This is a genomic window from Desulfobacterales bacterium (assembly GCA_030066985.1).
GTDB lineage: Bacteria > Desulfobacterota > Desulfobacteria > Desulfobacterales > JAHEIW01 > JAHEIW01.
On sequence record JASJAN010000040.1, the window covers coordinates 40,427 to 54,448 of the forward strand.

Annotated in this window: 10 protein-coding genes; 6 read left to right on the forward strand and 4 right to left on the reverse strand. The window is 50.4% G+C overall.

Annotation, left to right across the window (positions count from 1 at the left end; translation table 11 throughout):
• Positions 1 to 481: 481 nt before the first annotated feature.
• Complete coding sequence (gene uvrA, locus QNJ26_18045) at positions 482 to 5,857, reverse strand: excinuclease ABC subunit UvrA (protein MDJ0987447.1); 5,376 nt, start codon at positions 5,855 to 5,857, stop codon at positions 482 to 484.
• Between the two features lie 155 nt (positions 5,858 to 6,012).
• Entirely contained in the window at positions 6,013 to 6,207 is a 195-nt protein-coding gene (locus QNJ26_18050; GenBank protein MDJ0987448.1) for a ferredoxin, read from the reverse strand.
• Between the two features lie 210 nt (positions 6,208 to 6,417).
• On the opposite strand from QNJ26_18050, the gene QNJ26_18055 reads away from it, so the two are divergent.
• Positions 6,418 to 7,605: a hypothetical protein gene (locus QNJ26_18055; protein ID MDJ0987449.1), complete on the forward strand. Its 1,188-nt coding sequence runs from the start codon at positions 6,418 to 6,420 to the stop codon at positions 7,603 to 7,605.
• Positions 7,606 to 7,654: 49 nt separating this feature from the next.
• A complete protein-coding gene (locus tag QNJ26_18060; GenBank protein MDJ0987450.1) occupies positions 7,655 to 8,446 on the forward strand; it encodes an SDR family NAD(P)-dependent oxidoreductase in 792 nt (263 codons plus the stop codon).
• Positions 8,447 to 8,544: 98 nt separating this feature from the next.
• On the opposite strand, the gene QNJ26_18065 is transcribed toward QNJ26_18060, so the two are convergent.
• Entirely contained in the window at positions 8,545 to 9,183 is a 639-nt protein-coding gene (locus QNJ26_18065) for a nuclear transport factor 2 family protein (GenBank protein MDJ0987451.1), read from the reverse strand.
• A gap of 427 nt (positions 9,184 to 9,610) precedes the next feature.
• Here QNJ26_18065 and QNJ26_18070 point away from each other — a divergent pair, with 427 nt between their 5' ends.
• The 3 genes from QNJ26_18070 (at position 9,611) to QNJ26_18080 (ending at position 13,126) form a co-directional block, all read left to right on the forward strand.
• Positions 9,611 to 10,825 carry an LbtU family siderophore porin gene (locus QNJ26_18070; protein ID MDJ0987452.1) on the forward strand — a complete coding sequence of 405 codons (1,215 nt, stop codon included), beginning with the start codon at positions 9,611 to 9,613 and terminating at the stop codon, positions 10,823 to 10,825.
• Positions 10,826 to 11,070: 245 nt separating this feature from the next.
• Positions 11,071 to 11,748, forward strand: coding sequence for a response regulator transcription factor (locus tag QNJ26_18075; protein ID MDJ0987453.1), 678 nt, complete (start codon positions 11,071 to 11,073; stop codon positions 11,746 to 11,748).
• Complete coding sequence (locus QNJ26_18080; GenBank protein ID MDJ0987454.1) at positions 11,726 to 13,126, forward strand: HAMP domain-containing sensor histidine kinase; 1,401 nt, start codon at positions 11,726 to 11,728, stop codon at positions 13,124 to 13,126. Before QNJ26_18075 ends, QNJ26_18080 begins: the two co-directional genes overlap by 23 nt.
• 46 nt (positions 13,127 to 13,172) lie before the next feature.
• Here the strand turns inward: QNJ26_18080 and QNJ26_18085 are convergent, their stop codons facing one another.
• A complete protein-coding gene (locus QNJ26_18085; protein MDJ0987455.1) occupies positions 13,173 to 13,349 on the reverse strand; it encodes a hypothetical protein in 177 nt (58 codons plus the stop codon).
• 182 nt (positions 13,350 to 13,531) lie between these two features.
• Between QNJ26_18085 and QNJ26_18090 the strand changes: the two genes are divergently transcribed.
• Positions 13,532 to 14,022, forward strand: a 491-nt coding sequence (locus QNJ26_18090; GenBank protein MDJ0987456.1) for a DUF4390 domain-containing protein, incomplete at its 3' end; no start/stop codon positions are given.

Below are 14,022 nucleotides of genomic sequence, written 5' to 3' on the forward strand. Positions count from 1 at the left end.
TTAATGTTACGCTGAAAGCGGATTGAGTTTTCTCACTTTCATTCCGCCGTCGCTAAAAATATTAGCTATGGTGCGGCAGGCCCGGAAAGCGAGAAAGATCAAAATTAATCCTGTTCGATCCTTGTGACCGTTAAATGCTGCACCCATGACAGTTTAAGCCGTAAAACGACACGTCATGGCTCCAGAACGACAATTCAGGCCGGAGAACGACATATTAAGCATCAGAAGTCAGATGACAGAGGACAGAAAACAGATGTTGAAACTGGGAATTCATCAGACAATCCTTTTTCCTGGCCTCTGGCTACTGGCTGCTACCTCTGAACCCGTAAACACAGAAAGTCAAAGATTAATAAAGACGAACGTCCAACATTCAACGTTTAACGTCCAACGTCGAATGGTTGATCGTAGTTGGTCGGATTAAGAGCGATGAGCGAAGCGATATCCCAATTGGAAGTTCGATGTTGGGCGTTAATTATTACATCTACTTTACCTTTGAACCTTTGAACCTCTGAACCTCTGAACCCTGAACCTCTGAACCGTTGAGATACCGCTGAAAGCACCTGGCAGTATGAGATTTAGCACTAAATTTGAGAAGCTCCGCCGGTGATCCGGTGGCCACCACACGGCCGCCTTGATCGCCGCCTTCCGGGCCCAGGTCAATAATGTGGTCAGCTTCTTTGATGATTTCCATGTTGTGCTCAATAATGGCCACGGTGTTGCCCTCATCTACCAGGGCTTGCAACACGTTGATCAGCCGCATAATATCGGCCAGGTGCAACCCGGTGGTCGGCTCATCCAATATATAGAACGTGTGTCCATTTGAGCGCTTAACCAGTTGCTTGGCCAGTTTGATGCGCTGGGCCTCACCGCCGGATAGGGTCGGGCTGGGTTGTCCCAGGCACAGATAGCCGAGTCCGACGTCACAAACAAACTGCACGGCGCGGCGGATGTTGGGGACGGCCGAGAAAAAACGTACCGCTTCGGCAAAGGTCATTTCCAAGACATCAGCCATGCTTTTGCCTTTGTACTGGATAGCCAGGGTCTCCTTATTATACCGCTTGCCGCGGCAGATCTCGCAGGGTACATACACATCCGGCAGAAAACTCATTTTCACTTTAGGTCGCCCCTGTCCTTTGCAGGCATCACAGCGGCCTTCGGCCACATTAAATGAAAAGCGGCCGGGTTTATAGCCTCTGGCCCTGGCCGTCGGTGTCAATGAAAACAATTTTCGAATTTCGCTTAAAAAACCGACATAGGATGCGGGCACCGATCGCGGCGTGCGCCCGATGGGGCTGTGATCAACTTCTAATACCCGCTGAATCTGCTGCCAACCTTTAATGTCCTTGCATTGGCCGGCCGGATAATTTTTCTTCTGCAGGCGGTTGCGCAGACCCTTATACAGCGTTTCTTTAAGCAAAGAGGATTTGCCCGAACCTGAGACACCGGTGATGCAAACCAGGCGGCCAAGAGGAAAACGCGCGCTGATATTTTTGAGGTTGTTGGTCTTGGCCCCCTGAACAAACAGTTTTTTGGCCGAGCGGTAGGGTCTGAGCCGGGATGAAATTTTCTTGGCATGCCCGTCAATCAGAGCACCGGTAATCGACGATTTGACTTTCTTTAAATGATGGAGCCCACCGGAGGCTACCACCTTGCCGCCGTCCTGACCGGCACCCGGACCTAAATCGATAATGGTATCCGCTGCGCGAATGGTTTCCTCGTCATGCTCAACTACCAGAATGCTGTTGCCGCGGTCCCGCAGGGTCTTGAGGGCATCGATCAGGATCCCGTTATCACGGGCATGCAGCCCGATGGTGGGTTCATCCAGGATGTAGCAGACACCGGTCAGATTTGAGCCCAACTGGGCGGCCAGGCGCACCCGCTGGGCCTCGCCGCCAGACAAGGTGTCGCCGCTGCGCGACAGTGACAGATAGGATAGGCCCAGCTGGTTGAGCAAAGACAGTCGCGTCAGAATTTCGTTGACCACCGGTTCGGCGATGGGTTTTTGCGCTGCAGGAAATTTTAATTTTTTGATGGCGTTAAATGTGTCCTGCGCCGGTTTGCGTACCAGGTCCCAGATGGAATGACCGCCGACTTTAACCGCCCGGGTCTGGGGCTTGAGACGGCTGCCTGCGCAGCTCACACAGACTGTGGTGGCAATCGGAACGTCGTCATCGTCGATTTCCAGGATGCCGGTTACCCCCAGCCCGCCGCAATCGGGGCAGGCGCCCTGCTTGCTATTAAAGGAAAACAATCGCGGGTCAAGGGGTTCCAGGCTGATACCGCAAGTCGGGCAGGTGCCTGAGAGGCTATAAATTTCTTCATGACCCCCCCGGCCGACAAGCGTGAGGCTGCCGTTGCCGATTTTCAAGGCTTTGTCCACCAGTGGCGCCAGATTCTTAGACGGCAGGCGCCCGACCACCAATTCAATCGTGTGTTCGTGATAGCGGCTCAAGGCCATACCTTCTTTGAGGGGCGTCATGCGGCCATCGATGCGGGCCTTTTTGAATCCTTTTTTCAGTGCACGGGCCAGCACGTCTTTATGAAAACCCTTGCGCCCGAAAACCTGGGTGGCCAGCATTGTTGCCCGCTTTCGGGCATAACGTTGACGGAGTTGCTTGACGATGGCAGCCTGGCTTTGGGCTGTTAGCTGTCGGTCGCATCCCGGGCAGTGCTGATGGCCAAGTTTGCTGAATAACAGCCTGAGAAAATGGTAAATTTCAGTCAAGGTGGCTACCGTTGAGCGGCGGCTCGAATGACTGATGCGCTGCTCGATGGCCACGGTCGGTGCCAGACCGGTGACCAGGTCCACATCCGGGCGTTCCAATATTTTCATATACTGGCGAACGTAGGGGGCGAGGCTTTCCAGGTAGCGGCGCTGCCCTTCGGCAAACAGAATGTCAAAGGCCAGAGTGGATTTGCCCGAACCCGAAACCCCGCTGAGCACCACCAGTTCGTTCTGGGGAACGGTCAGGCTGATGTTTTTCAAATTGTGCTCGCGGGCGCCTTTTAAGGATATACGCTTCGGCGTTGCTGAAGCGCCGAAAGCGGCCATCGGATCGGCAACCTCAGCCGGTCGGCCGGATGTCGGTCGTTTCAGACGGCCTTTTCCTTCCAAATAGGCTTTTAGGAACCGTCCGGTATGTGAATTGCCGTTTTGGGCGATTTTTTGAGGCGTTCCGCTGGCCACCAGTTGGCCGCCGTCATCTCCGCCTTCGGGCCCCAAATCAATAACCCAGTCTGCGGTTTTAACCACATCCATGTTGTGCTCGATGACCAAAACCGTATTGCCGTCATCCACCAGGCGCTGCAGGGATGCGAGCAATTTGCCGATGTCATCAAAATGCAGACCGGTGGTAGGCTCATCGAAAATAAACAGGCGCTGGCCTGCCCTTTTACCGTTGGACTTTAAATGGCGCGACAATTTCAGGCGTTGGGCCTCACCACCGGAGAGGGTGTTGATCGGCTGACCCAGGCGCAGATAGCTCAAACCAACACCGGCCAGCGGTTGCAGAGCGGTCACAATTTTGGACTGATCAATAAAAAAATCCAGGGCCTGGCTGACGGTTAGATTGAGAATATCGTTGATGTTTTTTCCCTGATAGGTGATCTGCAATATGGCTTCTGTAAAACGGCGCCCCTTACAATCAGGGCAGGTAATGAACACATCCGACAGAAACTGCATTTCAACCTTTTCGAAACCATCGCCTTTGCAGGTTTCACACCTTCCGCCGTCGACGTTAAAGGAAAAATAGCCCGGCCCAAAATTTTTGGCGCGGGCGTCTTCGGTGGCGGCCAGCAGTTTGCGGATGGGGTCAAGGGCTTTGGTGTAGGTCAGCGCATTGGCACGCGGTGTGCGCCCGATGGCGCGCTGATCGATCAACACCACATCGTCGATGTGGTTTATACCAGTGAGCTTCTGGTGGCGACCGGGGCGGTCCTGGGGATCGCCCAGTGCACGTTTGACGGCTTTGTAAAGGATTTCCTCTGCTAGGGTTGATTTGCCGGAACCGGATACGCCCGTCAGACAGACGAACATTCCCAGCGGAATCCGCACATCGATGTTTTTTAAATTATTTTCAGCGGCTTTTTTGATGGTGATCCAGCGGTTTTTATCGGGGCGCCGGGTTTGCCTGCTATGCTCAATGCGGCGTTTGCCTTTCAGGTACTGGCCGGTCAGCGAGCCGTTGACATTGGCCGTGGGGCCAAAATACATTACCTCGCCGCCCTTTTCGCCGGCCCGGGGCCCCAGGTCCAGCAGAAAATCGCTTTCGCGGATAATTTCCGGATCATGCTCGACGACCACGACGGTATTGGACAGGTTTCGCAATCCCTTCAAAATGCGAATCAGCCGATGGTTATCGCGGGGATGCAAACCGATACTGGGCTCATCGAGAACATACAGGGTATTGACCAATGAGGATCCCAGGGCGGACGCCAATGCCACCCGTTGGACTTCGCCGCCGGAAAGGGTGCGGGATTGGCGGTCCAGGGTCAGATACCCCAGGCCGACATCTTTAAGATAGGTCAGACGGCTGCGAACTTCATCGCGAACCAGCAGGCCGGCCTCATCCCGTTCGGGCAGTCTCAGGCGATTGAAAAAATCAAGGGCTTGGAGCACATTTTTTTGGTAAACTTGGGCGATGGTGCGATCGGCCAATCGGTAAAGCAGGGTTTCATCTTTGAAGCGCGCGCCGTCGCAATCCGGGCAGATATCATAGCTGCGGTAGCGCGACAGAAATACGCGTACGGGCATCTTGTAGGTTTTTCTCTCCAGCCAGCGAAACAGGCCTTTGACGCCGTAATAGTTAGATGTGCCTTCGATGATCGCTTTTTTGTCGGCCGCCTTTAGCCGTTTAAATGGAACTCGGGTGGAAATCCTGCGGCGCCGGCAAAAATCCATCAGATCATCGTACTCCATACGCCCGTCTTTTTCTGACCCAAAGGGCTTGATAGCGCCGTCTGCCAGTGAGCGGGAGGGATCCGGGATAATCAGATCCATATCAATGCCGATGGTGCGGCCGAATCCTCGACAGGTATCGCAGGCACCCAGCGGGCTGTTGAATGAGAACAGATTGGGCAGCGGCGGGTTGTAGGTGATATGGCATTTAGCGCATTGCAGCTGGTTGCTGAAGGCTTTGTGGCCGTGGGGTGGAACCCAGATATCCAGCTGTCCGCCGCCGAAACGATAGGCCAGCTCGAGGGAATCTAGGATGCGCTCACGGTCTTTGTCCCGCAGGATGACGCGGTCGACCAATACCGGAATCCGCTTTTGATCTTTTGCCGGCTGCCATTCGTCCAGGTGAACAATGCGGTTTTCGAGGTAAAGGCGGTCAAAACCCATCTGCATCAGATAGCGCCGCACTTCATCGAAGGGTGATCCCTCCAGTTGATAAGGAAAGGTGATCACCACCTGGGCACCGGGCGGCTGGCTTATTAAGAAATTCCATACATGCGCCGGTGTTTCGGGCTTTACCGGCTGTCCGCACATCTGGCAATGAAGCTCCCCGAGTCGGGCGTACAGCAATTTGACGTAATCGGTGATTTCGGTCATGGTGCCGACCGTTGATCGCGAGGTTCGCACGGGGTCTTTGCGGTCGATGGCGATGGCCGGCGGAATCCCTTCGATTTTGTCCACCTGCGGCCGATCCATGCGATCCATAAACTGGCGTGCATAGGGTGAAAACGTTTCCACGTAGCGGCGCTGTCCTTCAGCATAGAGGGTATCAAAAGCCAGCGACGACTTGCCGGAACCGCTAACGCCGGTGACGACCGTAATCCGGTTCAGAGGGATGTCGATATCCAGGTTTTTGAGATTGTGCTGGCGGGCGCCTTTGACGCTAATGGATTGCGTTTTCATAGGTATTCGTAAGGAAAATGATCAGGATAACTAGAACCCATCTCAAAAATGCATCTAATCCGCCTGAGGCGGACCCTTGAGCGTGATCACCTATTTTTGAGATAGGTTCTAATGAATTTAATCGAATCGGAATAAAATTCAGATATATAAATGCCCTATTCTTCGACAATGATCGCACCGGGAGCGCATTCAGCGGCTGCCTGTCGGACCACATCATGATACTGTTCGGGCACTTCGTCAACGATGATCCTGGCCTGCAATTGGTCGGTATCGTAATCGAAGACTTCCGGGCACAGTTTGTTGCAGTTGCGATCACCCATACATAAATCATAGTCAATTTTCACTTTCATTTTTTTTTCCTTTCGATTACAGTATTTGAATTCGTAAAACTTGAAATGCTCAATTTGGGGAACTAAATTGATACACTCGATTTAGGAAAAGGTAATTATTGATTAGGATATTGTCATTAATGATTGCTTTGGATACAAATTTTTTTTCAGATTTTTCCATATCGCATCGAGGGTTTTATCCTTATGACCAAACGAGGCTCAACACCAAAAATGACAACACTGCAGAAAATGGGTTGCGGATGCGCATTGATCATGCTGGTTTTAATGTTCCAGGCTGCTCCTGTCTCCGGTTCCGAGATGTTGACCGAAACTCAGGTTCCCGAGAGCCTTTCGCCAGGATTGATATATCTGTTGGATCTGGCGGATCCTTCTAAGCATCAATCCTTTCAGCCCGCTAAAATTAAAAAATTACTGGAATTTGTACAAAAGCCAAAAGCCACGGATGCCCTTTACTATGCGGACACCAAACTAGGCTCCCCCTCTGCGTATCTGGACTTTGATATCCGGCAGCATTTTGATCATATTCTTAAATATTCTTTTAATCCCAATTTTCCCAGCTATCTTATGGCGCCCTCGTCCACTCGGCTGTCACACTGGAGCCAGGTACAGGGTTCAGACGATCGGATGCCGGTGCTGTGGGATACGGTCGACAACCTTGAGGCGCCGGTGATTGTTAAAGGTCTCGAAACTATTGAAAACACACCAGATGTCTTCTCCGGCGCTTACTATCGCTATCAGCTGCATCGCACCCTTATATTGTTTAAAGACAACAATCGCAAGGTGCTTATATCGATTTCCAAGCAAACAGGCTCTTCGGATGTGGGCAAAAAGGGCTATGTGCTGGGCTTGGACGACAACTGGGATTATTTTTATTCGGGCAAGCCGGGACTCACAATTCCAGGGTTGGGCTGGGTGAAATCCCGCATGTATGATTCATACGGCATTAACATATACACCGAAATGGATCCCGCAGAACCTTTGCTGCGCTGCGGGGTATTCAGGTGGGTACAGGCCGGCTGGTCCAAAATCAACGTTGTAAAAAAACACCATATCCACAACGGGATAAAACGGTTCGCCAAATCATACAAGGAAATAATAGAGCATCCCGACCTGCCAAGCATCGACGCGCTGGCGACGATGTATTCCAATATAAAAGCGTTGCCTGAAGCGGAGCTCAAAGAAAAAATCACCACCTATCTGACGATCCTGGAAAATCATTACGGTCATGATTATCGGCCGCCCCGCAGATGGTCCCCCCGGATTTTCAAAGATAAAAAGCCCTGGTTTCAAATGTCAACCGAGGCCATGCACGCCGTATTGATGGTGGAGTTCATGAAGCATTCGATGGGCAAGCGTGATGCCAAGGATGTTGTGGCGCTCCGGGGATTATCGAAATAAAAACGCGTTCTATTCAAACCATTCGCCTTTCAATACCGAGGGTTTCAAAATGCCTGAAAATCCCGTCGTCATCGTTAGCGGTGCATCACGTGGTGTTGGCGCGGCAACTGCGCGCTGGCTGGCCAAAGCCGGTTCGACCGTCACTTTAATCGCACGCTCGGCGGATGATCTTGAGAAGGTGGCTGAAGATGTGCGGCAGTTGGGGGGCACTTCGCTGGTTTGTACAGGTGATGTTTCCGATGCAGACGCCTGCCGCGTGGCGGTCGCCAAAACCCTGGAACAATTCGGGCGGCTGGATGCGGTGGTCAACAACGCCGGTATGGTCGAACCGCTTGCGCCGGTCAGCGGCAGTGATGTTGACCACTGGCAAACCAACATCGCGGTCAACCTGCTGGGGCCGTTCTATCTGATCCGGACAGCCATCGACGACTTGCGCGAGCAAAATGGCCGAATCGTAAATGTCAGCAGTGGTGCGGCCACGATCACAGTTGAAAATGCCAGTGCCTATTGCGCGGCCAAAGCAGCGCTGAATCATCTCAGCCGGGTGCTGGCAGCCGAAGAGCCCCGGCTGACGGTAATGGCTGTCAGACCGGGTGTGGTGGATACCCAAATGCAGGATACGATTCGGCAAAAAGGGCAGGGTGTGATGTCTGCCGAACAGCTGGCCTATTATCAGAATCTTAAAGCGGGGGGGCAGCTTGAAAAGCCGGAGGTGCCCGGGCGCGCAATTGCCTGGCTGGCGCTTCACGCACCCGGTGAATTCAGCGGACAATTTTTAGACTACGATGATCCCCGCATCAGCCAACCGGCCCTGGCGGCATTCGGCGAGAAAATGAGATAACATAATCCCAGTGATGCTATTCATCTTGGATTTTAGATGACCTGAATTTACGCGGTTCTCTGCACACAATCTTTAAACAGATAACCTTGGCCCGCTGTCTACAGCGTCTCCTCCACGGCCTCGGTGCTGGTAATCAATATCTTCCCGTCTACTATTTCATATACTGATTTCTGGTGCGTCCGCACCTTGACTGCCATGCCATTGACCAGAGTTGAGTTTTCAACCAACGTCACCTCATTAATCGCTTTTTGTTTGCCCCGAGCCACGGTGACTTTTTGACTTTCAATGTTCACCCGGTACGATCGAATTGCAGGCCATGTCTCATTCAGTAAGGCAACATATTCGGCGCGCGTCAGGCTCAATTCACCTACTGAGGTTTGCATCCTGACCGTAAAGGACGGTGCCAGATAAGCGATCATCCCGTTAAGATCTCTGTTGCTTGACGATTCGATCATTCTTTTAGAGATATTGCGGATATCCGACTCTCGAATTTCAGAGATTCCGCTCTTTTGGCTCGACCTGGCCACCCGTCGGCTGGATTTTTTAAATGCTTTTGAACTCCAGGTTTTTTTGGAACGCTGATAGGCATCCGCATTTTTGTCAGCCAGCCGATCATACTCTGCGCGGGTGATTTTGCTGCCATCCGGCGCAAAATAGACCACCTCGCGCGCTTGACCGGGATAGGTCCATAAAGCCGCTAATACGATCAGAATCGAAACGGTTGCTAATTTCTTCATGGGGATATGTCTCCTATTCTCAAAGTGGTATTTTTGCCTCGAAACCCTTTGCGGGTCTGATAGCCGCTTGCCATTCTAAAATATTTGGATTACAGGACTTTGTGTAATTATCGGACAATAATGACATAACTTTATAACGTGTTGATAAAAATGCTCGTGATGTCTCTGTGGTGGACACAGCCGGCTGGCTGTCAAATACGAGTTGAAGTCAGAACATTATTAAATGATAATGTTTGCATAAGCTTGGGATAATGTTGTCCGGGTATACAGTATATTGCCTAATCAACTGTAAAAATTATAAAAAATGGTTTTCATGAAGGACTCCGATCATAATTGGCCGGGGATGCGGTTTTGAAGGCGGCTGCGGGTCTAGGGGCAGCAACGTTAAACAGAATTAATGTTTAAGTTTGTGTTCTGGAGTAGCATCATGCTGAACCGATCAGAACGGTCATGGTGTGCCAAAGGCAAAAATATCGACAGGTTTATGCTGTTTTTTGCCATGGTGATGGTTCTGTGGCCCTATGGTTTGATCTGGGCGGATGACAATCCCGATGATCAAGACGTTAAACAAGAGCTTAAAATAGTCGATGAGGAAGAAGAAAAAGAAGAGTGGGAGCTTAGCTGGCTCAATCAACAAATCCAACCGGTCTTTGGCGAAAAAGTCAGGCTCAATGGCGGTCTTGAACTGAACTATCAATATCTCGAGCCCAAAGATGTGGATGATGAAAATAGTGACACCAGTTCCGATTTTTTTATCAGCACAGCGGAATTGGCTTTGCGTCTTTTTTTTAACGAGTGGAGCAAGGCCAAAATCGTCGCTGCGGCGGAGGATGTCGGCCAACAGGGTGATAAAGGGGAATTGCGACTGGATGAGGCCATCGTTACCTTAAAAAGCACGCAGTTCCCCATGTATTTTGTGGGTGGCAGAACCGTGTTTCCGTTCGGTGTTTTTGAAGATCATTTGATTGAAGGCACGGTGGTCGAAGATATTTATGAGATCGATGAATGGGGTGCCACCATTGGCTTTAACCCTGACTTTTACGGGCTGGACCTTTCATTTTCTGTGTACCGCAACCCGCAAATCCCCGATCAACTGAATGATTTCGAAACCCACGATTTTCGAACCGGACGCCAGCAACAGGACAAATTCAGATCCTACATTGTCAATGCGACCCTTGAGCCCATTGAAGACACCCTGATGTTGAGTGCCTTTTATAACAGTGAGCCCGGTGACGGGGACCGCAACCAGTCCATTGGTGGCGCGTTGACACTAAATTACTGGAAGTTTACCCTGGATGCCGAATATGCCAGGGCGCTCGAGCGCGAGAAAGGAGAGAACGAGGAAGAAAACAAGGAAAGTGCCGGGGTGGTGGGGCTGGCGTTTGATGTGCTGGATTCATTACAATTGGCCGCACGTTATGAAGCTTTCAGCGATGATACGCACGGAGATCAGGATGAGGTTTTGGATTATCGTATCATCACAGGATTTAACTGTTCCTTGTCAGATCTGTTCGATGTCTTCTTTATAACCGACACCTCCCTATTATTTGAATATCGATATTCTAAATTTGAAAAAGAAGACGACAGCGAGGCCACAAATTCACAGAATATGTATCAGGTTCAGCTGGTCTTTGAATTTTAAAAAACCTATCTCAAAAATTCATCTAACGCCCAATGGCATTGTTGAAAACCGATTCAAAATACTCGAATACTACCGTGTATACTCCGTTTTTGAATCGGTTTTGCGCCGCGCCCTTGGACGTGATCTGCTATTTTGAGATAGGTTTTGGTAATCGATCTTAAATACATTTTTAAGATAGCTTTAGGTTATCGAATGGTAACCCTCGTGTAACACGACCATAACATTCTATACTATAAGGTAATGCCATGCGCTTACTACTCGTTGAAGACGACGTTAAAATTGCACAATTTGTGACCAACGGTCTCAAAGAAGCCGGATTTGCGGTCGACCACGCAGCCAATGGCGAAGACGGAATGCATCTGGCGTTGACCGAACCCTATGACATTGCCGTTGTGGATCTGATGCTGCCCAAACTTGACGGTTTAACCCTTATTGAGGAGATCCGCAGAAATAATATCAATACGCCGGTGCTAATTTTAAGTGCCAAAAGATCCGTAGACGATCGCGTCAAGGGATTAAAAACCGGCAGCGATGATTACCTGGTCAAACCGTTTGCTTTCTCTGAGCTGCTGGCGCGGGTTCAGGCGCTCATTCGACGCTCAACGCGCGTCACTGCGCCTGCCGAGCTGAATGTTGCCGATCTGAAATTGGATCTGGATAAGCGCAAGGTCTTTAGAGCGGATCAGGAGATTTTTCTGCAGCCCCTTGAGTTTTCCTTGCTTGAGTATCTGATGCGAAACGCCGGCCGGGTGGTTTCCAAAACCATGATTATGGAGCACGTCTGGGATTACAATTTCAATCCCCAGACAAATGTGGTCGAAGCCCGTATTTGTTATTTACGGGACAAGATTGATAAAAATTTTGATGCTAAGCTGATCCATACGGTTCGGGGAGTCGGATATGTTCTCAAAGAAACTTCGTGATCTAAAAAACTCGTTACTCTTTCGCCTGACCCTTCTGTATGCCGTCGCATTTACGGTCCTATCCACTATCGGTTTTCTGATCTTTTATTACCGGATTTATTCCGTCACCATGGAACATCTGGACGTTGAGTTGCTGGGTGAATCTCAAAAATATTCTGAAATAATCAAAGAAGGCAACGTAGAAGCCGCTGTATCCAAAATCTCTCAAGAGGCTGAGCTTGAAGACCCGGCTGAAGATTTCTACCGTCTGTTTAATTTCAATGGCGACGTTATGTTCACCACCGACATGTCTGCCTGGGGAGCGGTTGGCAAGCAGAAGATCCTGCAAAAATTGCAAAAAGAAGGATCGACTTCCGTCATCCAAACCTTGTCCATCGAGGAGCGCGATGACAAGGCCCGCATGATAACCGCCATTGTCGGCCCGGATACCGTTTTGCAGATCGGCGAAAGCCTGGAAGAGGTAGACGAGTATCTGGATATTTTTCTGCAGTTGTTTTCCGTTTTGATTATCAGTTTGATCATCGTGTCCGCTATCATAGGATGGCTGCTGGCGCGGCGGGCCACGATGGATATGCAAGCCGTTACTGAAACGGCGGAGGAAATATCAAACGGTGCCTACGACCGACGCGTGCAGATCAAAGGGCATCTTAAAGAAGTCGAGCGGTTGGGCGCCACCTTTAACCGAATGCTGGATCGCATTCAAAGCCTGCTCAAATCCATGAAAGAAATTAACGACAATATTGCCCACGATTTGAGAAGTCCCCTGGCCAGAATTCGCGGTATCGCCGAAATGAGCCTGCTTAGGGAAAAAGACATTGACGAATACAAAGACATGGCTGCCAGCACGATTGAAGAATGTGACACCTTGATCGAAATGATTAATACCATGTTGGACATCACCGAGGCAGAAGCAGGTGTCAATGGCGAAACAGATAAAGAATTCGAACTGGTGGATCTCATCCGCGAGGCCTGTGAACTTTTCCGCCCGATTGCCGAAGCCAAAAAAATAGATTTGAAAACCAGCCTGCCGGAATCGCTGGCAGTGACGAGCAATCGCAGAAAAATACAGCGGATCGTGACCAACCTGCTGGAAAATGCCATTAAATACACTTCTGAAGACGGAGTGGTTAAGGTATCTGCCGCAGCACAAAATGGCGAGGTTCGAATCGAATTTGAGGACACCGGCATGGGTATTTCCGAAAACGATCTGCCCCATATCTTCGAGCGCTTTTACCGCTGCGACCGCAGCCGGTCCCAGGGCGGCACGGGCCTGGGCCTCAGCCTGGTCAAGGCCTACACCGAATCCCTTAACGGCAGCATTCGCGTCGAAAGCGCCCTCAATCAGGGCAGCCGCTTTGCCCTGGTATTTGCTAGTTGATCCCATCAAATCCACATGACACTGGATCTTTGGGGATTGCTTCGCTTCACCCCGCCCGCCTCGCCTGAGCGGCTCGCGATGGCGGGCAGGTCGCAATGACGGCGAAAATCATAAAAAGGTCATTGCGCTGAGTCATGGCGACGATGCAATCTTTTTTAAGTTCCAACAGCGCATCAAGACCTAAATATCCTCCCATCTCCTCCAGCCCGATTTCTTTTCCCACATTTATTAGCTCATCTTCGCGCCTTTCCCACATTATCAAATAGTAATCTTGTCATAATCTTCCGGTTAAATTTGTCGTTTATACTCGGAGGCCAGAGTCACAGGTAAGTTTCAAGAAGCTCCTGAACATAATTCCTTGTGTCTAACACTCGAAAAAGATCTTTGCAGTGCCGAGGTATTTTGATGAGTTCCAACCGGGTCATGAAACAGCTTTTTTTTAGATTATTGTGGGCAATCCTCTATCTTGCAATCGGATTTTCGGCGGCCCGGGGAGCCGAGGTAAGGGATCTGGAGATGAACTCCTCCCAGAGCTATCTGCTTTTATCTGTAAAGATCAGTGATGTAATTGCCGGTGATGTCAATGCCTCTTCCGCCGATGAATTATCCGCTACCATCATTTTTTCGATTGCCCTTTATGAGGTCAAATCCTTCTGGTTCGATAAAAAAATGGCGCATCACACCGCAACGAATACCATTAAGCACCACCCCCAAAAAAATGAATACCGCTTGTTGCGCTCATGGGATAACGGGCCGCCGCCGGTAGTCGAATCTTTAAATCAAGCGCGGCTTCTGATGACTGAAATCAAAAACCTGAAATTGACACCGCTGGCCGTGCTCGAGAGGGGTAAAGATTACCAGATCCGGGTACAGGCCATCTGCCAGGATAAAAACGC

What these genes read in the sequence shown, in the direction of transcription:
- uvrA (MDJ0987447.1), bottom strand. Translation starts at nt 5,857, where the DNA reads ATGAAAACGCAATCCATTAGCGTCAAAGGCGCCCGCCAGCACAATCTC.
- QNJ26_18050 (MDJ0987448.1), bottom strand. Translation starts at nt 6,207, where the DNA reads ATGAAAGTGAAAATTGACTATGATTTATGTATGGGTGATCGCAACTGC.
- QNJ26_18055 (MDJ0987449.1), top strand. Translation starts at nt 6,418, where the DNA reads ATGACAACACTGCAGAAAATGGGTTGCGGATGCGCATTGATCATGCTG.
- QNJ26_18060 (MDJ0987450.1), top strand. Translation starts at nt 7,655, where the DNA reads ATGCCTGAAAATCCCGTCGTCATCGTTAGCGGTGCATCACGTGGTGTT.
- QNJ26_18065 (MDJ0987451.1), bottom strand. Translation starts at nt 9,183, where the DNA reads ATGAAGAAATTAGCAACCGTTTCGATTCTGATCGTATTAGCGGCTTTA.
- QNJ26_18070 (MDJ0987452.1), top strand. Translation starts at nt 9,611, where the DNA reads ATGCTGAACCGATCAGAACGGTCATGGTGTGCCAAAGGCAAAAATATC.
- QNJ26_18075 (MDJ0987453.1), top strand. Translation starts at nt 11,071, where the DNA reads ATGCGCTTACTACTCGTTGAAGACGACGTTAAAATTGCACAATTTGTG.
- QNJ26_18080 (MDJ0987454.1), top strand. Translation starts at nt 11,726, where the DNA reads ATGTTCTCAAAGAAACTTCGTGATCTAAAAAACTCGTTACTCTTTCGC.